Annotated in this window: 19 protein-coding genes and 1 riboswitch; of the genes, 10 read left to right on the plus strand and 9 right to left on the minus strand. The window is 57.0% G+C overall.

Annotation, left to right across the window (positions count from 1 at the left end; translation table 11 throughout):
* Positions 1-27: 27 nt before the first annotated feature.
* The 6 genes from LEP6406_RS0218430 to LEP6406_RS0218450 all read left to right on the plus strand — a co-directional run bounded on the left by LEP6406_RS0218430 (position 28) and on the right by LEP6406_RS0218450 (position 7,948).
* Positions 28-1,062: an aspartate-semialdehyde dehydrogenase gene (locus LEP6406_RS0218430; RefSeq protein WP_008313298.1), complete on the plus strand. Its 1,035-nt coding sequence runs from the start codon at positions 28-30 to the stop codon at positions 1,060-1,062.
* A gap of 167 nt (positions 1,063-1,229) precedes the next feature.
* On the plus strand, positions 1,230-2,123 hold the full coding sequence (gene dapA, locus LEP6406_RS0218435) for a 4-hydroxy-tetrahydrodipicolinate synthase (protein ID WP_008313301.1): 894 nt from the start codon (positions 1,230-1,232) through the stop codon (positions 2,121-2,123).
* Positions 2,124-2,255: 132 nt separating this feature from the next.
* Positions 2,256-2,411: a hypothetical protein gene (locus LEP6406_RS34430; RefSeq protein ID WP_225886572.1), complete on the plus strand. Its 156-nt coding sequence runs from the start codon at positions 2,256-2,258 to the stop codon at positions 2,409-2,411.
* 196 nt (positions 2,412-2,607) lie between these two features.
* A complete protein-coding gene (locus tag LEP6406_RS28800; protein ID WP_008313303.1) occupies positions 2,608-4,359 on the plus strand; it encodes a ribonuclease J in 1,752 nt (583 codons plus the stop codon).
* A gap of 633 nt (positions 4,360-4,992) precedes the next feature.
* Entirely contained in the window at positions 4,993-7,185 is a 2,193-nt protein-coding gene (locus LEP6406_RS0218445) for a ribonuclease E (protein ID WP_008313307.1), read from the plus strand.
* Between the two features lie 85 nt (positions 7,186-7,270).
* Positions 7,271-7,948, plus strand: coding sequence for a ribonuclease HII (locus LEP6406_RS0218450; protein WP_008313309.1), 678 nt, complete (start codon positions 7,271-7,273; stop codon positions 7,946-7,948).
* 253 nt (positions 7,949-8,201) lie between these two features.
* On the opposite strand, the gene LEP6406_RS28805 is transcribed toward LEP6406_RS0218450, so the two are convergent.
* From LEP6406_RS28805 to LEP6406_RS0218475, 3 genes are all read right to left on the minus strand, one after another.
* Positions 8,202-10,115, minus strand: coding sequence for a polysaccharide deacetylase family protein (locus tag LEP6406_RS28805; protein WP_008313311.1), 1,914 nt, complete (start codon positions 10,113-10,115; stop codon positions 8,202-8,204).
* A gap of 732 nt (positions 10,116-10,847) precedes the next feature.
* Entirely contained in the window at positions 10,848-11,558 is a 711-nt protein-coding gene (locus LEP6406_RS0218470; RefSeq protein WP_008313313.1) for a hypothetical protein, read from the minus strand.
* A gap of 238 nt (positions 11,559-11,796) precedes the next feature.
* Entirely contained in the window at positions 11,797-12,687 is an 891-nt protein-coding gene (locus LEP6406_RS0218475) for an alpha/beta fold hydrolase (protein WP_008313314.1), read from the minus strand.
* Between the two features lie 92 nt (positions 12,688-12,779).
* Here LEP6406_RS0218475 and LEP6406_RS33015 point away from each other — a divergent pair, with 92 nt between their 5' ends.
* Together LEP6406_RS33015 and LEP6406_RS0218485 are read left to right on the plus strand one after the other, a co-directional pair.
* Complete coding sequence (locus LEP6406_RS33015) at positions 12,780-12,920, plus strand: hypothetical protein (protein WP_317133854.1); 141 nt, start codon at positions 12,780-12,782, stop codon at positions 12,918-12,920.
* Positions 12,921-13,007: 87 nt separating this feature from the next.
* Positions 13,008-13,742 (plus strand): ABC transporter permease, encoded by a 735-nt coding sequence (locus tag LEP6406_RS0218485; protein ID WP_155834718.1) that lies wholly within the window; start codon positions 13,008-13,010, stop codon positions 13,740-13,742.
* A gap of 72 nt (positions 13,743-13,814) precedes the next feature.
* Here LEP6406_RS0218485 and LEP6406_RS34895 read toward each other — a convergent pair whose 3' ends face one another.
* Positions 13,815-13,943, minus strand: a complete 129-nt coding sequence (locus LEP6406_RS34895) for a hypothetical protein (protein WP_008313317.1) — start codon at positions 13,941-13,943, stop codon at positions 13,815-13,817.
* A gap of 31 nt (positions 13,944-13,974) precedes the next feature.
* On the minus strand, positions 13,975-14,511 hold the full coding sequence (locus LEP6406_RS0218495; RefSeq protein ID WP_008313319.1) for a DUF1499 domain-containing protein: 537 nt from the start codon (positions 14,509-14,511) through the stop codon (positions 13,975-13,977).
* 1,098 nt (positions 14,512-15,609) lie between these two features.
* Here LEP6406_RS0218495 and LEP6406_RS0218500 point away from each other — a divergent pair.
* Complete coding sequence (locus tag LEP6406_RS0218500) at positions 15,610-18,522, plus strand: choice-of-anchor D domain-containing protein (RefSeq protein WP_008313321.1); 2,913 nt, start codon at positions 15,610-15,612, stop codon at positions 18,520-18,522.
* 484 nt (positions 18,523-19,006) lie between these two features.
* On the opposite strand, the gene LEP6406_RS0218505 is transcribed toward LEP6406_RS0218500, so the two are convergent.
* The 4 genes from LEP6406_RS0218505 to arsS all read right to left on the minus strand — a co-directional run bounded on the left by LEP6406_RS0218505 (position 19,007) and on the right by arsS (position 22,738).
* Positions 19,007-19,906, minus strand: a complete 900-nt coding sequence (locus LEP6406_RS0218505) for a CDF family zinc efflux transporter Cdf31 (RefSeq protein WP_008313322.1) — start codon at positions 19,904-19,906, stop codon at positions 19,007-19,009.
* Positions 19,907-19,911: 5 nt separating this feature from the next.
* Positions 19,912-21,036: an ATP-dependent 6-phosphofructokinase gene (locus LEP6406_RS0218510; protein ID WP_317133855.1), complete on the minus strand. Its 1,125-nt coding sequence runs from the start codon at positions 21,034-21,036 to the stop codon at positions 19,912-19,914.
* 168 nt (positions 21,037-21,204) lie between these two features.
* Positions 21,205-21,336 (minus strand): hypothetical protein, encoded by a 132-nt coding sequence (locus tag LEP6406_RS34900; RefSeq protein ID WP_008313324.1) that lies wholly within the window; start codon positions 21,334-21,336, stop codon positions 21,205-21,207.
* A 34-nt stretch (positions 21,337-21,370) separates the two neighbouring features.
* A riboswitch (Glutamine riboswitch) is annotated at positions 21,371-21,493 on the minus strand.
* A 198-nt stretch (positions 21,494-21,691) separates the two neighbouring features.
* On the minus strand, positions 21,692-22,738 hold the full coding sequence (gene arsS / locus LEP6406_RS0218520) for an arsenosugar biosynthesis radical SAM (seleno)protein ArsS (protein ID WP_008313326.1): 1,047 nt from the start codon (positions 22,736-22,738) through the stop codon (positions 21,692-21,694).
* Between the two features lie 319 nt (positions 22,739-23,057).
* Between arsS and LEP6406_RS0218525 the strand changes: the two genes are divergently transcribed.
* Positions 23,058-24,521, plus strand: coding sequence for a sensor histidine kinase (locus LEP6406_RS0218525; protein WP_008313327.1), 1,464 nt, complete (start codon positions 23,058-23,060; stop codon positions 24,519-24,521).
* Positions 24,522-24,573 lie beyond the last annotated feature (52 nt).

Here is a 24,573-nt window from a genome sequence, read left to right on the forward strand (position 1 = left end):
TGCAACTATTAGGGGAGGGCATAAACGGTGCCAAGCGGTTATCGAGTGGCGATTCTGGGGGCTACGGGGGCAGTCGGAACTGAGCTGATGACCCTGTTGGCAGAACGGCAATTTCCCCTAGCGGAATTAAAACTACTCGCCTCGCCTCGCTCTGCTGGCAAAACTTTGGCCTTTCGGGGACAAGCCCTGACGGTGGAACCCCTCAGCGCTCGCGCCTTTGAGGGCATGGATATAGTGTTGGCCTCTGCCGGGGGTGGGGTTTCCCGCGATTGGGCTCCCCAAGCCGTGGCGGCGGGTGCCGTAGTTGTGGACAATTCCAGCGCCTTTCGTATGGACCCCAAGACGCCCCTAGTGGTCCCGGAGGTTAACGCCGCCGCCGCTGCCCAACACCAGGGCATCATTGCCAACCCTAATTGCACCACAATCCTGATGGCGGTGGCGGTTTGGCCTCTGCATCAGGTGCAGCCTATTCAGCGCTTGGTCGTGTCTACCTACCAGTCTGCGAGTGGTGCTGGGGCACGGGCTATGGAGGAGATGAAGCAGCAAGCCACTGCTATTCTGCGGGGAGAAACGCCCCCTACTGAGATCTTCCCCTATCCCCTAGCCTTCAACCTGTTTCCCCACAATACTCCCCTCAACGAGCAGGGTTATTGTCAGGAAGAGATGAAAATGGTCAACGAGACCCGCAAAATTTTTGCCGCCCCCGATCTGCGCCTCACCGCTACCTGCATTCGGGTGCCTGTACTGCGCGCCCACTCGGAAGCCATTAATCTGGAGTTCGCTGCCCCCTTCCCCCCTGCCCAAGCCCGAGCAATTTTGACCCAGGCTCCGGGGGTCCGTCTAGTCGAAGACTGGGAGGCTAATCATTTCCCCATGCCTGTGGAGGCCAGCGGCCAAGACGAGGTTCTGGTGGGGCGCATTCGCCAAGATATTTCCCATCCCCATGGGTTAGAACTGTGGCTAAGTGGCGATCAGATTCGCAAGGGTGCGGCTCTTAACGCAGTACAGATTGCGGAGCTGCTGGTGGCTCGTCGGTGGTTACGGGCTCCTGTGGCGCTGTAGCGTGGGCTGAAGCGCAGTCTTGTCTGGGGCAGGCCAAGGCCGCAGGCGGTCAAGGGGATGGCCTCCCCTGCTAAACTCACATCAGCCAGAGATATAACGTTAAAGAGAAACGTTAATAGAGAACAGTACGGGTATAACGGGTAAGACGACCAAAGGGTTGGACAGGCGTGGGATATTTTGGACGGGTCGCAACGGCGATGGTAACGCCCTTTGCGGCGGATGGTAGCGTGAGTTACGCAACGGCGGAGGCATTAGCGGCTCACCTAGCCGATCACGGTAGTGACAGTATCGTGGTATGTGGCACCACGGGAGAATCTCCAACTCTGACCTGGGATGAAGAGTTTCAACTGTTTCAGGCGGTACAGCGGGCAGTGGCGGGTCGGGCTAAGGTGATTGCAGGTACGGGATCTAATTCGACTCGTGAGGCCATTAGCGCCACCCAAAAGGCGGCCAAACTGGGACTTGACGGAACCTTGCAAGTGGTGCCTTACTACAACAAGCCCCCTCAAGAGGGTCTTTATCAGCACTTTGCCGCGATCGCGCAGGCTAGCCCCGATCTCCCGGTTATGCTGTACAACGTGCCGGGGCGCACGGGTTGCAATCTCTTGGCAGGAACCGTGGCTCGACTGGCAGAAATTCCCAACATTGTGGCAATTAAGGAAGCAAGTGGTAGCCTAGATCATGTGAGCCAAATCCGAGCAGCAACACCCCCAACCTTCGATATTTATTCAGGTGACGATTCCTTGACTCTGCCAACACTGGCGGTAGGAGGGTGTGGCGTCGTCAGTGTAGCCAGTCACTTGGTGGGCGATCGTCTTCAAGCTATGATTCAAGGGTTCGAGGCGGGACGAGTTGCCGAGGCAACCCAGGTTCACATTGAGCTTTTCCCTCTGTTCAAGGCGCTCTTTTTGATGGCAAACCCGATTCCGGTGAAGTCGGCTTTGGCACTCCAGGGTTGGGATGTGGGCACGGTGCGTCTTCCCCTCTGCCCTATCACCGATGAGGTCAAGCAATCCCTGCAAGGGATTTTGGCCGCCCTAGCTTTGCCCCCTAGGCACTAGAAGGAATTGGGTAACCGCTGGATTTTTCAACCTCTAGCCCCCATAGTCCTCTAGACAACAGCTCTCTAGACAACTGAATAGTTTGTGTTTGCTCCCTATCTGTCCCATCTGTACCCATCTGAATAGTCTCTATTGTCTGCCTCAGTTCTGAATGGTATTGGTATGACCCAAATGTTCTCTGATGCGATCTGCGATCGCACTTTTTGCGACGCCATCCTTGCAACTCCAACCGCCTTCCCTGCCCCTGATATTGGCCCCCCCGAGTTCCCTGGTCTTGTCTCGGCCTAGGGTCCATCTGAGGCAGCGGGGAGGGAAACCCTTGGCAATTTGATTGTGTATGCCAACTCTGGTTCCCGAGGTTTGTGTTTGCAGGTTTGTGTCTGTCAGATGTATTGGGCTAGATGCTCCGAATCTGGTTCTCTGTCTCTCTGTTTTTCGTCGTTTTGTTTTCTGTCGTTTTTTATTTGTTGGATCTCTCTTGTCTATGAGTTCAAAATTGTCTGAATCCGCCCTGAAAGTCATTCCCCTTGGTGGACTCCATGAAATTGGAAAGAACACCTGCGTCTTTGAAATCAATGACGAAATTCTGTTGCTAGATGCAGGTCTGGCCTTCCCCACCGACGGGATGCATGGCGTCAATATCGTGCTGCCGGATGTAACCTACCTGCGGGACAATCGCCACAAAATTAAGGGCATGATCGTCACCCACGGTCACGAAGACCACATTGGGGGCATCGCCTTTCACCTCAAGCAATTCGATATTCCCGTCATCTACGGCCCTCGGCTGGCCATGGCCCTGTTGGAGGGCAAGCTAGAGGAAGCCGGAGTTAGCGATCGCACCGAGTTGCGCCCCGTTCGCCCCCGAGATGTGGTGCGAATCGGCAATTCCTTCATCGTGGAATATATTCGCAACACCCACTCCATTGCCGATAGTTGTAGTGTGGCCATCCATACCCCTGTAGGTGTCGTCATCCACACCGGCGACTTCAAGGTAGACCACACCCCCGTCGATGGAGAGTTTTTCGACTTCCAGAAACTGGCGGAATACGGTGAAAAAGGTGTCCTGTGCCTGATCAGCGACTCCACCAATTCGGAAGTGCCCGGATCCACTCCCTCGGAGCGGTCCGTATTTCCCAATCTGGATCGCACCTTCTCCCAAGCAGAGGGACGGTTGATTGTGACCACCTTCTCCTCTTCGGTCCACCGGGTGAACATGATCCTGGAACTGGCGAAGAAGCATCACCGCATGGTGTTTGTGGTAGGCCGCTCAATGCTGAACGTGATTGCCCATGCCCGCAACCTGGGCTACATGGACTGTGAGGACGATCGTTTCCAGCCCCTCCACAACCTGAGCCAGTACGCGGATCGCGATATCTTGATTCTGACCACAGGCTCCCAAGGGGAACCCATGGCCGCGTTGACCCGCATCGCCAATGGCTCTCACCGTCAGCTCAAGGTGCGTCAAGGAGATACAGTGGTGTTCTCCGCTAACCCCATCCCCGGTAACACCATTGCCGTGGTCAACACCATTGACAAACTGATGATGCAGGGGGCCAAAGTGATTTATGGTCGCCATGAGGGCATCCACGTTTCGGGCCACGGGGCTCAGGAAGACCAAAAACTGATGATTGGGCTCGTTCGGCCTAAGTTCTTCCTCCCCGTCCACGGGGAGCACCGCATGTTGGTGCGCCATTCCAAGACGGCCCAGAGTATGGGTATTCCTGAAGAAAACATGGTGATCATCAACAATGGGGATGTCGTGAGCCTCACGCCTGACAGCATTTCCATCGCGGGCAAAGTGTCTTCTGGGATTGAACTGGTGGATGCTTCGCGCAGTGGGGTGGTGGACCGCAATACCCTGCGCGATCGGCAGCAAATGGCGGAGGACGGCATTGTTACCGTGGCCGTCACCCTGGACACCTACGGTCGGGTAGTGGTGCCCCCCGCAATTCACCTGCGGGGCATTGCCCAAACCATCAAAAAGGAGCGTCTGCAAAAACAGGTGGCAGATCTGATTTCCAACCGTGCCCGAGATCATCGTCAGGGCAATGGACCTATCGACAGTGAGGCGCTGCAACCCAAGCTAGAGACGGAACTCCGGAAACTCATGCGACGGGAAATTCCCAAGCGTTATCCCATGGTGATGCTTTTGCTGCAACAGGTGGCAGCAGGGGATGAGCCGGATGATAAGCCTGCGGTTAGAAGTAGGCCCGTTCCTGTGCTGTCAGCTTCTTAGGAACCCGGATCCTTTAATGGGCAAGTCTTGTGGGTCAGGCATCTTGCCTGACCGTGGACAGCCGGGACGGCTGTCCACGTGATTTGATCTCTACTCCTTAGGCTGTTTCCGCCTCCTATCCCCTCCGACCCGACCCCTGCGACCGAACACCCGCATGGGAGGGGTCGGACCATGGGCTTAGGATACAAAACTTTATATCGTGATAGTGATCGTCGAACCCAGGTATGCTACAAAAGTAGCCAGCTAAGTGGTGCATGGACCCGCCTAGCGTTATAATGCTGGCTACAGAAGCAATCGAGCCGTTGAGCCTGCGCGATAACGGGTGATTCAGTCCGCTGCAAAGATTTGAGAGCCAAGCGCTTCTGTCAGAATTTTGGATTAATTCGACGATAGCTTGGTTGGTTAGGGAAGCACTGGTTTGTACTGGTGATTTGAGTGGCAACTGAACCGTACCCAATGTGCACAGTCTCACGTGGCAGGCTGGGGTCGCCTTGTGGGCGGCGAAGCTCTCAATCTAGTTTTGTCTGACTTAGATTCAGAACTTCTGGCTTCTTACCACAGCATTGTTATCCCTGGCCCACCCTCACAGCGACGGGAGGGGTGTTAGGGCTCTACGAGTTTTGAGGACATTGAATGCCGAAGCAAATTGTTATTGCTGAGCAGCATCGAATCGCCGCCGTTTTTGCCGAAGACCAGATCCAAGAGCTGATTGTCGCTACCGGAACCCACCAGGTCGGAGATATTTACCTGGGCAGCGTAGAAAACGTGTTGCCCGGTATTGATGCTGCCTTTGTGAACTTGGGAGACAGCGATCGCAATGGATTTATGCACGTCACCGACCTCGGTCCCCTGCGCCTTAAGCGCAGCGCTGGGTCCATCACGGAACTGCTAGCACCCCAACAAAAGGTGCTTGTGCAGATCATGAAGGAGCCGACGGGAAATAAGGGGCCGCGACTAACGGGTAACGTTAGCCTGCCGGGACGATACTTGGTCTTGATGCCCTATGGCCGAGGGGTAAACCTATCCCGCCGCATTGGCAGTGAACAGGAGCGCAATCGCCTCCGGGCGCTGGCAATTCTCGTGAAGCCTGCTGGCATGGGTCTGCTGGTGCGCACCGAAGCCGAGGGCATGGATGAAGAGGCCATCATTGAGGATCTGGAATCTCTGCAAAAGCAATGGGAAACCGTGCAGCAGGAGGCCCAGTCTACTCGCCCGCCTGCCCTGTTGAACCGGGATGATGACTTCATTCAGCGGGTACTGCGGGATGTCTACAGTGCCGATGTGAATCGCATTGCCACGGATTCTAGCACCGGACTAAAGCGGGTCAAGCAGCACCTCACCACTTGGAGTGGTGGTCGGATGCCCCAGGGGGTGGTGGTGGATCACCACCGGGAACGGGTGCCGTTGCTGGAATACTTTCGGGTACATGCCGCCATTCGTGAAGCCCTCAAGCCTCGGGTGGATCTTCCTTCTGGGGGTTACATCATCATTGAGCCGACCGAAGCGTTAACGGTTATTGATGTGAACTCGGGTTCCTTTACGCGGTCAGCTACGGCGCGAGAAACGGTGCTCTGGACCAACTGTGAAGCTGCCGATGAGATTGCCCGCCAGTTGCGACTGCGTAACTTGGCGGGGGTAATCATTGTGGATTTCATTGATATGGAATCCCGTCGGGATCAGCTTCAGGTGTTGGAAAACTTCAACAAAGCCCTGCGGGCGGATAAGTCCCGGCCTCAGATTTCCCAACTGTCGGAATTGGGACTGGTGGAACTAACCCGGAAACGCCAGGGCCAGAACCTATACGAACTCTTTGGTCGACCCTGCCCTACCTGTGGTGGGCTGGGACATTTAGTCCAACTGCCGGGAGAGACCGCCAGCCTAGAACCTGTTATCCCTGAGTCCAGTGGTCGTGAAGGGGGCGGACGACCGATGTCGTCTCACCCGTCACTCCGGGAAGGGCGGGGAGAGGTGCTAGAGCCCCATGCCGATCTTCAGGATCTGGAGCTGATCAACCATCCCAGCTATCAGGAACAGGGGGGTAAGACCAGTCGGCGGCGGCGACGACGAGATGCGCCCCCCAGCAGCCGCAGCAATGGTCGTCGGGATACGACTCGCAATACGCCCTTGCCGGAACTTCCGGCTAGGGAAAGTCGGGAATCCAGGGAGATCCGAGAGCCTCGGGATATTCGGGAAACCAGGGAGTCTCGGGAACCTTATGAGGAGGCCGAGGGCCGAGAAGCTCGGGAGAGCCGGGAGTCGGTGGCAGAGGCGACGCCAGCATTGTCCTCCCGAGCAAGTAGGGGGCGTAGCAGTAGCCGCGATCGCAAACCTGCTGCGGCTTCCGAGGTGGTCATGGTGGAAATGACGCCGGAGGAGCAGCGCATCTACGCCATGATGGGGGTTTCGCCGCTGATGCTGAGCACTCAAGTGGTGAATGATCCTAAAAATGCGGTGATTACGGTGGTGTTACCGGGCCAAGCTGGGGAAGATTCCCCAGCTCTGGAGGGGGCTGCCCTTGATGCTGACGGTCCTGCTCCAGAAGAGGCAACCCTTGATGGGATCGATTGGGATACGGATAGTGAGGCATCTGAGGCTAGGATGTCGGCAACCCGTGCTACCCCAACCCTCGTCAACCGGGCTTCTGTCCCAGCGACCCCAGTCGTTACCGTAGAGAGTTCTGTAGACAGTCCTGTAGATGCCGCCACGATGGCCCCTGGGGGCGGATCTCTGACCATCGCGGTGGAAGATGGGGAGGAGAATGGCTCCGGTCGTCGTCGCCGTCGTCGTCGCTCCTCCGCCAGTGGTAACGAAGGGGGAGAGGACTAACGCGACCCCAGAATATCGTCCACTGTCCGCTGACGGCATCAGCATCGACGCCATCAGAGTCAATCACTAGGGGAGGGGGCAACCGGTGGCAGGGGCCAAGAATCTCCAGAATGCTGGCCTTCAGAATGCCGGAAGGAATCAGACCCAGGAGGCTCAGCTTCGGGTCGCTGGGGTGGATGAGGTTGGGCGGGGGTGCCTGTTTGGCCCGGTGGTGGCGGCGGCGGTGATTCTGTCACCGCTAGCTGCCCAGCATCTCCAAGCCGCTGGGGTCCGGGATAGCAAGCAACTGCGATCGCGGATCCGGGAAAAATTGGCCCAAGACATCCGCACCCAAGCCCAGGGAGTGGCGATTGGCTATGCCAGCGTGCAGGAAATCGATCGTTTAAATATTTTGCAAGCCTCTCTCCTGGCCATGCGGCGGGCCATTGGTCGGCTGTCACCGCCCCCAGACCTGTGTCTGGTGGATGGTAATCAGGTCATTCCCCATCTGGAGCTTCCCCAGCGGACGGTAATTAAAGGGGACCAGACAGAAATTGCGATCGCCGCCGCCAGCATTGTGGCTAAGGTGTGGCGTGACACCCTAATTGTGCGACTCGCTACCCGGTATCCCGGCTATGATTTGGCCGCTAACAAGGGCTATGGCAGCCAGCGGCACCGGGATGCCTTGGCCCGCCTCGGAACCACCCCCCAGCACCGCCGGTCTTTTCGCAGTTGCCAACTGGTACTGCCCCTAGAGCATTCCATCACAGACACCACCCTCTGACTGGGGCCAAAGGGGTTGCCCTGGCTGATCTAGGCGGCGACTACTGCTCAGATCCGGAACAAACCTGAGTTCGACTTAAGCTTCGCTGCCCATCCGCCAGGGAATATAACGGTTCTCACTCAGGTTAAGTACAGTCAAGGGGCTTAAGCCCCTTGTTCGCCAAAGTGTCATTAAGTTGAGGTGTACCTCATACATTAGGGAACCGCTATAAATTGCCCTGGCTCATCGCAGAAATCCGTTAAAACGGACTCGCCTAGGGATCCGATAGGGCGACCCCGTCTCCCACCACCAAGGGACACACCCCTTCCGCCTGCTCAGGGGCCAACAGCGCCACCAAATGGGGTACAGGGCGGGGCTCATACTCCACCAAAGAGCGATCGCGGTAGGCCATGGAGGTACTGGCCCCCGAATCTAGCATGACCGCATCCCGCAGTCCGGCTTGGTGCAGCGCTTTCCCCAGGTGAACGGAATCAACCCGAGATCTGGTGATGCCAATCACAGGCTGTCCGGCCCGATTAATGCCCCAAAAAGCCCGATGGCGGTAGGCATCATAGTCAAAGACATTGGTAAAGCTAGAAGCGGGCTGAGGTTGGCCGTCCCGCACCAGCCACGCAGACGCGACAAAGGCGTCGGTCACTTGCGGCATCTCCGCCTGAATGCCCTCTAGGGTATTGTGGGCATCGGCCCGGAAGGGGATGAACTCCGCTGCGGTGGGGCTAATCAGCACCAACGGTCGTCCATTCAACTTGGGATTTTCGCTGGCATTGCCGGGAACAAAGGTGCGGGTGGCTTGGCTAAGCACTGGTCCAATCATGACATTGGAATCCAGATATTTGAGAGAAAAGAAGCCCCCATCTACCGCTGCGGTCGCATTGCTCTTCATCACAATTTCCGGCACTTGGTAGCGGCTATCGGCATGGATGGTGACAGGGCGACCACCGGAAATCAGGACTAGGGGAATGTCCTCTACCTCTACCCCCTCGGCCATGCGAATGGCCGAGGCAAAGTCAACGGTTCCCACGGGCCGTAGCGGCACCCCCAAACCCTCCCACGCCTTGGGCAACACGGTTTCTAGACTGGACTGGCCAAAGCGACCCAGGCTGAGGAGGTCATCGGATTCCCCCGCAAACCATTCCCGGTCATTACTCATGGTGAGGGCGGCTTCGTAGCCCGCTGCGGCTACCGCCGCAGCGACCCGCTCGTCATAGTAGCCTGTGGGGTAGGTGAAGTACCGAATGGGCATTCCTAGCTCTGTTTCGAGGCGGGTTTTGGACTCTACCACCTCCCGTTCTAGGGCCGCATCATCCAGGACGCGGAGGTCTGGGGGATGGGTAACCGTGTGGGAAGCTATGGTGACGAGGGGGTCAGCGGCCATTTCCTTGAGGTGATCCCAGGTGATGGTGGAGCGTCCCACCACTTCCCCGTCCATTTTGCCGGGAAAGACGGAAAACACTGCGGGGTAGCCATAGGCTTGCAGGAGGGGAAAGGCGTGGGTGTAGTGGCCTTCGTAACCGTCGTCAAAGCTGAGGAGCACAGGTTTGGGGGGCAGGGCCGATCCGGTGCGGAGGTGGTGCACCAATTGGGGCAAGGTAATGGGGGTTAGTCCCTCTTCTTTGATGCGCTCAAATTGGGCCTCTAATTCCTCGGGGGTGACATCAAAGAAGACTTCCTTCTCCGCCATGATGTCGTGGTACATGAGGATGGGAACGCGGGCAAGTTTGGCCAATTCGTGGATATTGGGCCAGGGAACGCTGCCCAACTGCCCCACGAGATCGGGGCTGAGGGTGGCGCTGAGGTTGTCCGCTAGGGATACCGTGAGGAGACCTTCTAACACAGAGGGGGTGGGGTCAGCCCTCTCCGTTACTGGCGGCTCGACACAGAGGGCAGATGGCCCCGTTGGTGTTTCCGTTGCAACCGCAGTTTCTGGGTTTCCTGTGGATTCTAGACTTCCGGTTTGGGTGGTATTGGCCAGCAGCCCCAAATCTCCTTGGGCACTGACATTCCCTGTCCCCGGTGTCCACAGGGTGGCGCGGGCATGGAAGGCCCAGGCGGTGGCCGTGACGGCTCCTAACCCGAAGGCCATCAGGGCTAAGCGACCCAGAGTGCGGGCGAGTCGCCGCCGTTGGGCTGGCGAGATGGGTTCAGCCTGTTCATCCGAATGAGCCACTACGAGTTCCCCTCACAAAAAACTAAACGCTGCGCCATGGCACTCTGCGCCATCCAATTCTGCACTATGCAACTTGGCAAAACTTGGCACCATGGAAAATATACTCAGGTTTACCGCAGCCGCTTCAGGACAGTCGTTAACAGGTTACGGTAATTTTCCTAAGCCTAGGTTAATGCGATGATAAGTAGGTGGGCATAATACCCCTGTTAAGGTGAACGTTTGTTCTCCTTTTGGTTTAGGAGGCGAGCCGTCGAAACATGAGGATGTTTGGGGTCATATTCGTTCTTTTTGACAGCTTTTTTGGGGCCTCTGGGCGACGACTTAAACCGTTTCAGGTTGATTTGCGCCGCCCATTCTTTCAAGATTTCGACGAAGGGTTCAATGGCCATCTTCCCGAACGGTCTCCACTCGGGCGGTGGGAGGGCAATCATCATGTCTCGAAAGGTCCCCTGAACTTCTTCAACGAGATGGAAGTTGGACACCCTGCTTCAATTTTGCCCACTCCGTGAACGGCTTTTAGGGCAGCTTTGACGGTGGATAAGACGCGGAACATTACGCTTACCGGACTCGCTTCGACAAATTGCTCAAAGATAGCGCTAATCATTGGCCTACAACCTTCTGATGACAGGCATTGAGACCTCGATACCTGATTTGGATTTACCGACGGATTACAGGTGAATAGTACAGACGGTCACCTTAACAGGGGTACCCCTAACTCCTGGCTCCTAACTCCTAACCCGCATCAATGGGATCGATAGCTCGGGCGCGACAATCTCGTAACCAGAGGTCTACCGCCTGTCCAATGATGCCATCGCTGCTTTCTTGGGGTGGGGTGGGTGGTCGGCTGGCCCCCTGGCTGGGGCTTTGCCCCAGACGGGAGAACATTACTACGCGGTACCACCCCTCCTCCGTCGGTGTGAGAAACAGCCAGTGGTACTGCTGAAATTCGACCTGTTGGGTGGCGGTGTATTGTCGCTCTAGGGTGGTGAAGAAGACTTGCTGAACTGCGACGGGATCGGTACTGGCGACCTCGACGCTATTGCTAAAACTGCGATCGCGAATATCTAGAGGTTCAAATTCTGCCCGCCCCGCCAGCAGGATGGTGCCAAAGGGGGCTAGGTCATTAATTCCCGCCAGTTGACGGCTGGCGACCCGGTTGGCGTAGCTGGGCAAATCCCGCAGCAGCCCTGTCATCAGGGTTTCTAGGTCCGCAGGGCAGGCTTGCCGAGGCCGGAGATAGGTGGGGGACTCTGGACCCGAGTTCTCCTCTAGGGTGGTTTCAGTCTCGGCCCGCACCCATTCTCCCCCCAGCCCCAGGAGCAGCAGGACTAGGGCTAGATTTCTGACGGCGGTTTTGAACCACTGCGCCTGTGCTGGCGCTGTTGTCGGGGCCAGATGAAGGGGAGATCTATGGAGGAGAATCTGTTTGAACCACTGCGCCATCGCTAACTCCGCTGTGGGTGGGTGAATGCCTTGACCGGGGTATCGATACTTGGGCCGATCGTCAAGGCTCTGGCCATGTCATTTGTACCAGACCTGTGGCGATATGCCGTTGGATGGTGTACATCCCTGAGGGCGCACAGCCGTGCGCCCCTACCGTGGGCGTTCTGGATTGAGATGAATACCGCTATATCTCCAGGGATGGTCATCTATCCAGGCATGATAGGCTCTGCTCTCAAGGTCAGGCTATAAAGGTGAGGATGGCAGCGGCGGTTTCGGCGGGTTTTTCTAGGTGGGGGACATGGCCGCAGGCGTCGATCCACGCTAGTTTGCTCTGGGGGATGGCGGTGGCAAAGCGGATGGCATCCTTGATGCCGAGAATCCGATCTTGCCGTCCCCAGACAATCAGAGTCGGCAGGTTCAGCAACGGAATTTTGTCCCGGAGGAAGTTGTAGCCCCCGCTCTTGGTGAAGGTGATCAGGGCTTCGGACCAGCGGGGACAGGTGAGGTGTAGAGCGGCACAGAGATCGGCATCGGCGGTGACTAAAGTGCGATCGCAGTAGGCATTCTGGCTAATTCGTCGCCGTACCCCAGGGTTTCTCAGAAACGCTGTGGCCCAGCGATCCAGCGGTGGCACCATCAGTCGGCCCATGGCGGGTGCGGCGGCAAATCCAGCGCTATCCAGGAGCACAAGCTGGGCGACGGCCTGCGGATAGGTGAGGGCAAAGTCGAGGGCAGCGGCTCCCCCCATGGAGGCTCCCACTAGCACCATCGGCTGCTGGATCTGCTGCCGCCAAAAGCGATGGAGGTGCTGTTTGATCGTGGCTGGGCTTACTGTCGGGGTGACGGTGCGATCGGTGAAGCCAAACCCCAGTAAGTCCACGGCCCAGGTTTCTCGATGGGCGGTGAGGGCAGGCAGTAGACGACGAAACTCCACTAGGGAGCTGTCAAAGCCATGGATTAGCAAGATGGGCGGGGTTCCGGTTCCCTGGCGCACATAGGTGGTGGGGATGGGAGCCGCCGCTAGGGGGGTGGGCACCGCTACCCGCTGAACCTGGGTGTCCAGGGTTTGGGAGAAGGATTCCGTCAGGGCTGCTGCTTCAGGGGGTAGCCAGGGAGACACCGGAGACATGGGGACTAATCCTATTCCGTCTAAACAATCATCCCGTGAATTGATGACAACCAAGACCTCCGAGGTTTTGAAAACCTCGGAGGTCTGTTCAGTTGATCTATAACCAGTTTTTGGGTATTACTCGCAATTGGGGTCTGGGTTCGGCCCTGAGTATGGTGCTGATCTTTGCGGTGAGTTTGGGGATTGCTCTGCTCCTGAAGTATGGCGATCGTAGTTCTGTGTCGGAAACTTAGGGGATTAAGGGTGTGAAAGGGAGTACTTTCCAGTTTCGATTCCCGTTCACCTGGCAGGGGGTTCTCAGTGGGGGGCTGTACGGGTTCATGTACATTCCCATTTTGGTGCTGGCGATTTACAGTTTCAACGATTCCCAGCGCTATACCTCTGTCTGGAGGGGTTTTAGCCTGCGTTGGTATCAAGTTCTGCTACAGGACAGCCGTATTTTTAATGCTCTCCAGGACACCCTCTTCATCGCCTGTGTGGCGGTGGGCATTTCCGCTGTGCTGGGGACGTTGATGGCTTTGGGGCTGGCTAAATATAGCTTTTGGGGCAAGTCTCTCTATCGGGGGGTGTCCTATCTGCCGTTGATTATTCCTGATATTGCGATCGCGGTTGCTACCCTGGTCTTTCTCGCTTCTATGGCGGTGCCCCTGAGTATTTGGACCGTGATTGCCGCCCACATGGTCTTTTGTCTGGCTTACATTGCGGTGGTGGTGTCTAGTCGTCTGAGCGGCCTCGATCCCAATTTGGAGGAAGCTGCCCTGGATCTGGGGGCAAATCCGGTTCAAGCGCTCATTAAGGTGCTCTTGCCGGAACTCATGCCCGCTATTGTCTCAGGCTGTTTGTTGGCCTTTGTGCTCAGCGTGGACGATCTGCTGATTTCTAGCTTCACTGCCGGGAGTGGAGCCAATCCCCTGCCCATTGAGATTTTTAGCCGTATCCGCACCGGGGTAAAGCCGGAGATGAATGCCCTCAGTGTGCTGCTGATCATGGGCTCGGGTTTGATCGCAGCTTTGGCGGAGTATCTACGCTACAAGGGCGCGCAGCGCCAAGGCTAAAGGCCACCAGCAATTTATGCAAAGGGGAAGGGTTTCGAGGGAATTCCCTTGGCTCAGAGTTGGGCTAGGGTGCTACCGTCTTAGCAAATCAGGACGCTGTTCGAGAAATTTTGCAATTAAAAAATGTTCAATGCCGATGCGGGTGCTGCTGATGCGGATGTCATCGGGGGCGAGGATGCTGAAGTAGTCTTGGAGTTTCATGGTTCCAAGGATAGTCGCTAAATTTTTTTAGTTAGGGGACACGGCGGGTGGCACCCCTTTTCAACAGGTGCCGCACTATAGTCTCAACGTTCTCAACCCCCCGTCCCATGTCCATTCGTGTGGTAGATATGCGAGGCTTAGACGAAACTTGGATTCTGGTTCCTATCGAGCTCAATGAGAAATGGACAACTATCTTCTCTCCGAAGCTTTCGAACGTGAGGCCAGTCTTGGCCTGAAGTGAAAGAGGGCTAGATGTTTCCGTCACATCCTTCAGCTTTCGGAGTTTCCTGAGGGCCTGCTTTGTTAACGCAACGGCCTCCCGCGGAGTGCCGGGATAGTCGATTGTTCTGACCTGGATCGGACTGAGATCAGTGGCTGTGATTCCTTTGGTCTTGAGCCTGCGTTCTCCACTTGAACTGAACCATGTCACCATGGCACCAAAGAATACGCCGGTGGCTGCATAGATGGGAACTGTAGCAAGGCTACCTGTTTGGAAGTATCCAAACACAGTCATAATTATTCCAAACGATACACCAGCCTGAACGCCGATTCGGAGATGCTTATTCATACCCGCAGTGGTATTGCTTTACTATCAACACAACTTGGAAGGTTGGCCGTTTTGAGAACGAGAAATCCAGTGGTTCAATGCCTATTCCAGTGGCTGGAACCCTAATTCTGTCGATCAATCTTCCAAGTCGTATATTACAACGGTTCATCCCCTAGGGGTGTGGGGAAAACAAAAAAAATCGTGTTGAGCAACGGCTCCCATTAGCGGTTCACCCCCACAGGTGTGGGGACAACTGCGGCCTATCCCTCTATGGGTGTTGAGTCGGTCCGGTTCACCCCCACGGGTGTGGGGACAACGCAAGAGATTGTGGCCCTTGCATCCCGATTATTCACGGTTCACCCCCACGGGTGTGGGGACAACTTGCTAATCGTGGGGCAGATTATTGACGGTCCCGGTTCACCCCCACGGGTGTGGGGACAACGCCAATGTCGCAGAATAGCCATTCACGACGGAGACGGTTCAACCCCACGGGTGTGGGGACAACGTGCAAACTTCTCTTCCAGGGATGCCTTGAATTGCGGTTCACCCCCACGGGTGTGGGGACAACGTACCCAGCTACAGCTCGGCCACTTGTGCCATCACCGGTTCACCCCCACGGGTGTGGGGACAACGAGTTCGTTCAAGGATTCAACTAACCCTTTAGACGGTTCACCCCCACGGGTGTGGGGACAACCGCAGCGTTAGACGCCGCCATGGCAGAGGCATCCGGTTCACCCCCACGGGTGTGGGGACAACTCCACAGCTTCTGCAAGGCTCAACGCCGTTTGCCGTAAAGGCTGACGGATTAGCTCATCAATTGCCAACAAGCGCTCTAGCTGACGGGACATGACATCAGTTCCATAGCTGTTGTCGCTAGCGTACTTAACTAACCCGGCAAAATCCTTGCAGGATTCTAACGTAGAGACAAAACAGATGGACTTGACCCAAATTTTCCAGCGTTCCTGATCTGGCGGCTGGCACTGTGCCAATAGAGTGTGCCAATTCAAAAGGCGGAAAGGTCAATGTCCGGATCGGGGCAAGACTTGTTTGACTGAGGAGTAAGGGCAGGCTTCTAAAGCCATTCCCAATCCTGCCCCCTTACCTGGAGGGAATCATCCCATGGTTACCACTGCCCCCCATCCCCGCTCCACTCCAGCCCCGCCGCCTCAACCTGACCTGTTAGGGCGGGCTAAAGCTGGAGATGCCCCAGCCATTGCGGCGCTCATTCGTCGTGCCCTAGGACCCCAGCACATTGCCGTCGAAGCGCGATGGACCGCCGATGAGGCTGCGACCTCCCAGGGAAGAACCTTGCACCTCACCCTGCGGGCTATTCGCCTGCCCAGTGCCCAGGTTTTGGTGCCCTTTCTGCGGCAGGGGTTGCTCAAGCTAGGGATGGCGGACATAGAGGCCGTCGTCCTCTATGGTCAGCAGGCCCATGCCTCTGACTGGCGGGAAGATATTGCCTTAGGCGCAGACCCATCGACCCCCATGCCATCCCCAGCAGAGTCACCCATCCAGGCCCATATTCAGGCAGATTCCCTCAGCGGTCAGGTCGCGATCGGCAACCATATTCTGCAAATTGGCTCCATCAGTGGGGGTATTGTCAACCTGACTCCCTCCCGAGAGGGGGAAGCGATGATGCGACCGCTGCCGACGCCGATCTTGTTGCGGCCCCTCCCCTTTCCTAACCTGCTGGATCGGGTCGTAGAACGCCGGGATAGCCTCCAAACCTTGCTGGCAGCCCAGTCTGTGGAGTGCCATAGCGCCCCTGGCATGGGCAAAACGGCCCTGCTACGTTACATCGCCCACCAGCCCCAAGTGGCGGAGCCATTTCCCGATGGGGTGGTGTATCTCTCGGTGCGCCAGCGTTCGCCCCTGGATATTTTGCAGGCTATCTTTGATGCCTACCACGACACCGAAGGAGACTGGAAGCCGACGGAATCTCAACTGCGGCGGGCACTGCAAGGGACGCGATCGCTAATTTTGCTAGACGATGTCACCCTAGGGCGAGAAGACCTGGAATGGCTGATGAATGCGGTACCGGGCTGCGGGTTTTGGTTCAACACGCCAACCCAGCAACTCTGGGCGGTGGACATCACCGCCCTATCTCTGGAGGGACTGCCGCAGGCGGAGGCATTGGTGCTAATGGAGCAGCAACTCCAGCGCCCCCTCACCCCTGAGGAGCACCCCGCCGCGATCGCACTTTGGCGGCACTTAGGAGGCCATCCTCGTCAAATTTTGCAGGCGATTGCCCAAATGCAGCACCAGTCCCCGACCTCCCATGACCACTCCCTTCAGGCGGTCCTGCTCCAGTTTGCGGGAGCCGAGACAGGGGAGGCCAAGGATACCGCAATTGCCCAAACCGCTACCAGCCTGCCCCAGCCAGTGCAACAGATCCTGGGAGTATTGACCCTGCTGGCGGGGGTGGCGATAGGGAAAGAAGCCCTAGCTGCGATAGTCAGGAACCAGCCCAAAGGGGCCATCGCAGACGTTCCCAGCATTACCACCGCCCTAGCCACCCTCCAGCAGCTCCACTGGGTTACCCCAGAGGCGGGGGGCTATCGCTTGGCTAGCAACCTGCAAGCTCCCCTAGCCCAGCAGTTGGATCTAACCGCTTGGCATCAGCCCCTGCTCACCTATGTCACCACCTGGGTGGCCCAACCCGGACTAGAAGCGACCCTACCCTTAGCCCAGATAGACCTATTGGAACGGACCCTAGACATTGCCCACCAGACCCAACAATGGGTCGATGTCTGGACCCTGGGTCACAGCCTAGATCTAGCCCTGAGCCTGGGGAAACAGTGGGGCCGTTGGCAACGGTTGCTCTGGCACTTAGCAGACATAGCCCAAGCGACAGAGAACGCCACCGAAGCTGCCTGGATCTGGCACCAGTTGGGCACTCAGGCCCTGTGTCAGGGAGATGCGTTCACCGCCTGGGCGGCGCTGAGTACGGCTTGGGAACAGCGGCAGCAGTTGGGTGATGGCCCTGGGACGACCCATTCCCTCCATAATCTTCAGATTCTTCAGGGATCTGGAGCATTCCCCAGGCCCCAGGCCGACACAGCCCTGATCATTCCCCAACCGCCCCTAGCCCATCCAGATCCCCCACGTTCTTACCGCAGACCCCTAGGGCTAGGGCTGGGAGCCATTCTGCTCCTGGGTGGCGTGGGCATGGGGCTGGGCTGGCTGGGGCGAGTAGCAACGCCATTACCCCTGGTGTCTCGCCTGCCTATGCTGGTGGAGCCGATGGACAGTTTCCCGGTGGCCATGGAACCTGATGAAATCCCAAAAGCAGAGACCCAAACACAAGAGACCTCCACGTCAGAATCGCCCGACCCCGAGCCCGTGAGTTCAGTCATCCCAGATGTCCGGGATGAGGCTCCCCCTGCTGTGGGGCGGCTCCAGTTTGGTCCCCAGTCTCTCCGGTTTTCAGAGCAGACCATTGGTGTCGCCACTGCACCGCAAACCGTCACCCTGAGCAATGTCGGTACCGCAACAGTGCCCATACCCACGTTGACCCTAGCAGGAGCCCATCCCCAAGACTTCACCGCCAGAGGCTGCGGGCAGTCGCAGCTAGAACCGGGGAAAAGTTGCACTCTGACAGTGCAATTCACGCCCCAGGGCGAAGGCCCTCGCACTGCCCAGATTTCCCTACCTCAGGGAGATGTCCTCACAATTCAGGGGGCGGGAGCCGCAGTCGATCAACCCAAGCTAGGGGTTAACCCCAGCAAGTTGCACCTAGTCTTAGGGCAACCAGGGGAATTGATCCTAGAGAATGAAGGCACTGCTCCGCTGCGGGTGACGGGGTGGGAGGTGGTGGGAGCAGGAGCCACCGCCTACCAGGTGCGGGGAGATTGCGGGTCCATCGCGGTTGAACCCGGAAAAACCTGTCGTGTCACCGTGGAATTCAAGCCCGCTACGGCACGTCCTGACCACTATCCGGCTCAGCTTCAGATTCTCAGCAATGATCCCGCAGGCCCGACTGTGGTTGACCTCATCGCCGATCCGCCAGTTTGGGATGGTCCGGGGTAGGGGCGCGGTTTCCGCGCCCAAGGCAGGGGGTGACAGGGGATAGGTGACAGGGAATTTTGAATTGAAGGTCTGGTAGGGGCGCGGTTTCCGCGCCCAATGCAGGGGGTGACAGGTGGTAGGAGTTTTGAGTTTTGAATTGAATTTCCCGTAGGGACGGGTTTAGCTCGTGTTGGGTGGGAAATCCAGGATGGGAACCTCAAAACCCGCCCTACCCAGCGTCGGGAAATCCAAGATTGAGGTTAATTCCAGTGGCCAAGACCAAGATTCCTCCCGCTGCTCGGAATGACAGGCTCATTGTCATGTTAAGTGCACTTGTCATGTTGTTCGCGAAGCGACTCCGAAAGGAGTAACGGAGCGGAGCGGAATCGTAGACGCGAAGCGGCTTCTCTGGGAGTAGCATCTCGGTCTAACAGCCAGATCAGGATTCCTCCCTGCGCTTGGGGAGTAACGCGCTTCTCTCTGTACTGTTGCCATGTAAATCCCCTCAATAGCTGATTTGGGGAGACTGGTAACCCGGTGGCTCAATATGGATTGTTGCCCGTGTAGGGCCGAACTTCTGCACCAGTTTCACCTCGACCTGCTCCGTGATGTCATGGGCGGCGTCTACCTCCTGGGGTTCCACAATCAGGTGCATGTCGATGAAGACCTGTCGCCCCAGCAGACCACGGGAGGCGATGTTGTGGCAGTTCACTACGCCGGGTACCGTCATCACAACGGAGTGAATAGCCTCCGGTGCGATCGCCATTTCATCCACCAGCCAGGGCAGATTTTCCCGCAGAACCTGCCAGCCGCTTTTGAACACGAGGATCGCCACGGGAAAAGCCAAAAGTAAGTCCAGCCACTGCACTCCCAACCAGACGCCGATCAACCCCCCCAGAACCATAATGCTGGTCCACACATCACTCATCGTGTGGTGGGCATCGGCAATCAGAATCTTGCTGTGGAGTCGTTCTCCAACGCGGCGCTCATAGAAGGCCACAAAGATGCTGATGCCCAAGATAATGAGCATGATCCACAATGCGATCGCAGACATCTGGACCGGCTCACCTCCCCCCATCAGCCGGTCCAGCGCAGTTTTGAGAATCTCGAAACAGGCAATGCCCAGAAATGCGGCGATGCCTAAGGCTCCCACCGCCTCAAACTTCTGATGACCGTAGGGATGATCTCGATCGGGATGGGGGGAAGCCAGTTGATTGGTGACCAGTCCCAGGACATTGTTGGCGCTGTCGGTGACACTGTGGAGGGCATCAGCCCATAGGCTCAGGGAGCCCGTCCAGAGCCCCACCAATGACTTCAAGCCCACCACCAGCAGATTTAGGACCAGGGTGATCACGAGCACCCGCCGCACCGATTGGCGATGGTCCGTTATCTGTGTTTCACTCATCCTGCTTAACCATCCCCTAGACAGATACCCATGGCCCGTGCAGTCTTGATCAGAGTGCCGTCAAGCTCTACGGCTTGGTAATGTGCGATCGCACTTTCAATAGGCACACTCACCACCTGACGATGCTGCCAGCTCACCATGTGATCAAATTTCCCCTCGGCGATCAAATCCACTGCCGCCACACCAAAAGCCGTAGCCAGCAGCCGATCCAGAGCCGAAGGAACCCCCCCCCGCTGGACATGCCCCAGCACCGTCACCCGAGTTTCTGCCCCCGCCGCTTCAGAAATATGGTCGGCCAAATATTGGCCAATGCCCCCCAAACGACATTGACCCAGGGCATGGGTGTGGGTGATTTTCTCCCCATTCTCATCACGCACCGCCTCCGCCACCACCATCAGGGCAAAATTGCGTCCCCCCTCTTGCAGCCGTTGAATGTAGTTGCAAATCGCCGATAGGGTATAGGGTATTTCCGGAATCAGGATAATGTCGGCCCCCCCAGCAATGCCCGAACTGATGGCAATGTGTCCCGCATCTCGCCCCATCACCTCTAGGATCATCACACGGGAATGGCTAGCGGCGGTGAAGTGGAGGCGATCCAGGGCCTCCGTCGCAATGTTGACAGCGGTATCAAAGCCGATCGAACGTTCAGTACTGCCCAGATCATTATCAATAGTCTTGGGAATGGCGACGAAGTTAATGCCCCCCTGGACCGCAATTCGTCGGAGAATCGCCAAGCTACCGTCGCCACCAATGCCAATCAGGGCATCCAAGCCCAGTTGACGATAACCTTCAATAATTTCTTCAGAGCAATCCCCCACGGTGCCATCGGCCCGAGGAAAGGCGAAGGGATTGCCCTTGTTAGTGGTCCCTAAAATCGTACCCCCCGTCACGCGCAACGGGTAGGTTTCCTCAGAGGTCAACTGCCGCACTGCTGGAGGTCGTTGCAAGAGACCCTGGGTGGATTTCTGAATGCCATACACTTCCCAGCCGTAAGTGCCCTCCGCCCGGTGTACCACGGCACGGATGGCTGCATTCAGCCCCGCACAGTCCCCACCGCTTGTCAAAATGCCGATACGCCGAATCTCGCCCATAGCCGTCACCTCAATGCCGTGGCTCAATAGTGAAGTCAAACAGTCAAATCCGTATTTGACTTCACTATTGAGCCAATGGTCCAGGAAACGGTAAGGGATAAACCATTCTTTAGGATTGCCACAGGATGGACATCGATCAATGAGCTTTGCTTTAGCAAGATCCCTTGCCAAGATCTATGCTTTGACCATGACAGTCCCTAATGGATCCTAGGCTACGCCTTCCTTAGGCAGGTTAATGCGGTCGGGGAGTACCCAGCACAGAATAGGGGATACCAAAATCGCCATCACGGATACGACGAGAACAATTTCCAGTCCTTGAGTCAAAGAAGTGCTCAGCATAATTCGCCTCCAAAATACAGTAACGGGGTATTGAGGCGCGTTCCTTCAGGTATTCCCTACTTCCGCCCTCGCTGGGTAGCAGCCCAGGATGATCAATGCGTTAATTCACCGCGTTAGAGTTCGCGGCGTGAGAATTCACAATGGGAGGGTGAACGTCTTTCTGTATCTATTATTACCATTTGCTCCCTATTTGTCCCCTTTAGGGGTTGGATTTTCATCAAATGTTATATAGCGGTTCTCCCTCGGGGGAAGTACAGGCAAGGGGCTTAAGCCCCTTGTTCGCCAGGGAACCGCAACAATCAGAATGGGTACGGCTGTGCTGTACCCATTTCCTGTGGCCCGTACCATCGAGCTGCTAGGCCAAGGCTCCCCCACAGCTAGAGCCGCTGCCCGCCGTGCAGCCATAGCAATGGGGGCGGGTTTGTACCGTCTCGATAATGTCTAGCGACCCTGCTGCCAGTAAGCTTTCCAGGGTTAGGGGCATACCCGCTGCATCCTGGGCAGGCACCTCCGCCATTTGGTTAAAGTCGCAATCATAGACATGGCCGCGATAGTCCACCGACAGCTCACTGCGGCACATTAAGGCGGGTACCGTAGCCGGGTTGTGGTGGGTGGCGAGAAACTGGGTATAGGGCACTAACAGCCCCCGATGCTCCAGATGGAATCGGGTGCGGCCAATGGGCAGATTGGTAATGGTGAGCAGCTTGTTGAAGGTGATTTGAAAATGCTCTGCTAGATACTGCTTGTAATCCTGCTCTAGCCCCTGCTGACGGGGGGTGAGGCTAAAGCAATCGCAGGTTGGCACTGGGGGATTGTACACCAGGTCTAGGGTTAGGGCCGGATCTTGGCCATAGCCGCGAGCATTGAGCAGTTGCAGAGCTTGCACCGAGTCGTTGTATACGCCCTGCCCCCGCATTTTGTCCACATTGTCTTGCAGGTAGCAGGGCAAGGAGGCGACGATGCGAACTTGGTGCTGGGTCAGATAATCCGGCAGGTCTTCAAAGCCCGGTTCAAAAAAAATCGTCAAGTTCGAGCGCACAATCACGGTTTTCCCGAGAGCGCGAGCCTTTTCCACCAAGGGTCGAAAGCCATAGTTCATCTCCGGAGCCCCCCCGGTCAGGTCCACGGACTGAATTTGAGGAAATTGATCCAAAATGCTCAAAAGCTGTTCCAGAACTGCCGGAGACAGTTCCTCGGTCCGATGTGGCCCTGCCTCGACATGGCAGTGGCTACAGGCGAGGTTGCACCGCCGCCCAAGGTTAATTTGCAGGGTTTGAATGGGCTGTTTGGTCAGGGGTATCCCTAGGGTTTTGGCAAAGGGCGGTACGCCAGCTTCACTCGATGGCGGGGCTTCAGATGCAGATTGCAGGACAACGTTGGGCTCAAAGGGGGATAACACCATAGGGATCGTACTAGATAAATCAGAGGACTTGAATCAGATGGCATGAATTCCGCGATGGTCGGGAGCCCCAAAGGGCCATCGCAGTACCGTCCAAATACCCCGCTCCGTCGTTGGTGAATTCTTGTGGGGAGCATGGGTAGGACAACTGCGATGAAAACCTCACCCATAGCATTGACGCTATTGAAGGCGACAGGGCTGAATTTTCCCTGAGAATCCATCCCTAGTTCCGTGAGTGTAGCAATCATCGATTTCTCAGGAAGCCTTGTTAGCATGAGCCCAGCTTCCTGATTTCCAGTTCCCCTCCGGACGATTGTCCCTAATGATTCCCCTATCGTTGTCTCGCTGGCTCCCAGATCCCCGTTCGATTCAGTTTCGTCTGACGGCGGGGTTAGTGCTGGCGTCGGCCTTGGGTATTGGGGGTGTTTCTGGCTGGATGGGTTGGCGGATGCAGCATCGTCTGCTGGAAAGTCACCGCCAGAATGTTATTGCCCTGTCGAACCGCTTTGGCGAAGATGTTGCGCTGTATCAGGCCATGATGTCTACACAGGAAGCGGTGAACCAGGTAATTGAATATCGGGTTTTGGGGGATATGGCTATCTGGGTCATGTCGCCGGAGGGGGGGGCGTTGGCCCAGTCAAAAACCATGAGTCTGACCTTTTGGCAAGAAGGGGGGGTGGCCCAGCAGTTACAGGCTCTACCGCCGGATAAGGAGTCTGACCTATTAACCCTGGGCGACCGCACGGTACTGCTCTGTATTAGCCCCCTGCGGGTGGGGGAGGAGTTCCTAGGCACCCTATTCATTGCTACGGACATCACCGCTGACCAGCGGAGCTTGAGGATATTGCTGCGAAACCTGACCCTGGTGAGCTTTACCATGGTGGGGGTGTTGGCGATCGCGATCGCGCTGTACGTGCGCCGCTCTCTCCAGCCATTTCACGATATGGAGCAGCGGGTCACCACGGTCACTGCTGATGGATTGAATGAAGCCCGCCTGCACCTCGATCAAGCCCCGACGGAGGTGCAGGCGCTAGCGGATGCCTTTGACAACACCCTGGCCCGCCTTGCGGACCTAGGGGAGCAGCAGCGGCAACTGGTGGAGAATGTCTCCCACGAGTTACGCACCCCCCTGACTCTGGTGCAGGGCTATCTACAAAGCACCCTGCGCCGTTGTCACACGCTTACCGAGATTCAGCGAGATGGTCTCGAAATCGCCGCCGCCGAAACAGGCCGCACGATTCACATCTTGCAAGATCTCTTGGTGCTAGCCCGCGCTGGCTTGGGCCGATTGCCCCTGACGCTAGAGCGCACCGATCTGAAAACGATTGTCCTAGAGGCCGCCGCCTTGGCTACTGAGGTGGACGCTGACGCCAGTCTCAATCCGGCGATCTCCCCAACTGCCCCCAACCGCATTGACACCCAAATTGCGATCGCACCTCTAGTTGCCCGCGCAGACCCCAGCGCCCTACGACAGGCTCTTATGCATCTGTTGGCCAATGCCCTCCAGTATTCCAATGCCGATCAAACCGTAGTCCTGCGCCTAATTCGAGAGGGAGACTGGGGCCTGATTCAGGTTTGCGATCGCGGACGAGGCATTCCCCTAGCGGACCAATCCGAAATCTTCCATCCCTTCTATCGAGTCGATAGCGATCGCGCCCGCACAACTGGCGGGACGGGTTTAGGGCTGGCGATCGTCAAAACGCTGATGGAGGCCATGGGGGGAAGGGTCACAGTGCAATCCACCCTGGGTCAAGGCAGCACCTTTACTCTCCATCTGGCCCTTTAGATCCTTGAACAGGAGGAGCATTGCTGCGGTGCATTGCTGCGCGTGGGCGAAG

The organism is Leptolyngbya sp. PCC 6406 (genome assembly GCF_000332095.2).
Taxonomy (GTDB): Bacteria; Cyanobacteriota; Cyanobacteriia; order Phormidesmidales; family Phormidesmidaceae; genus PCC-6406.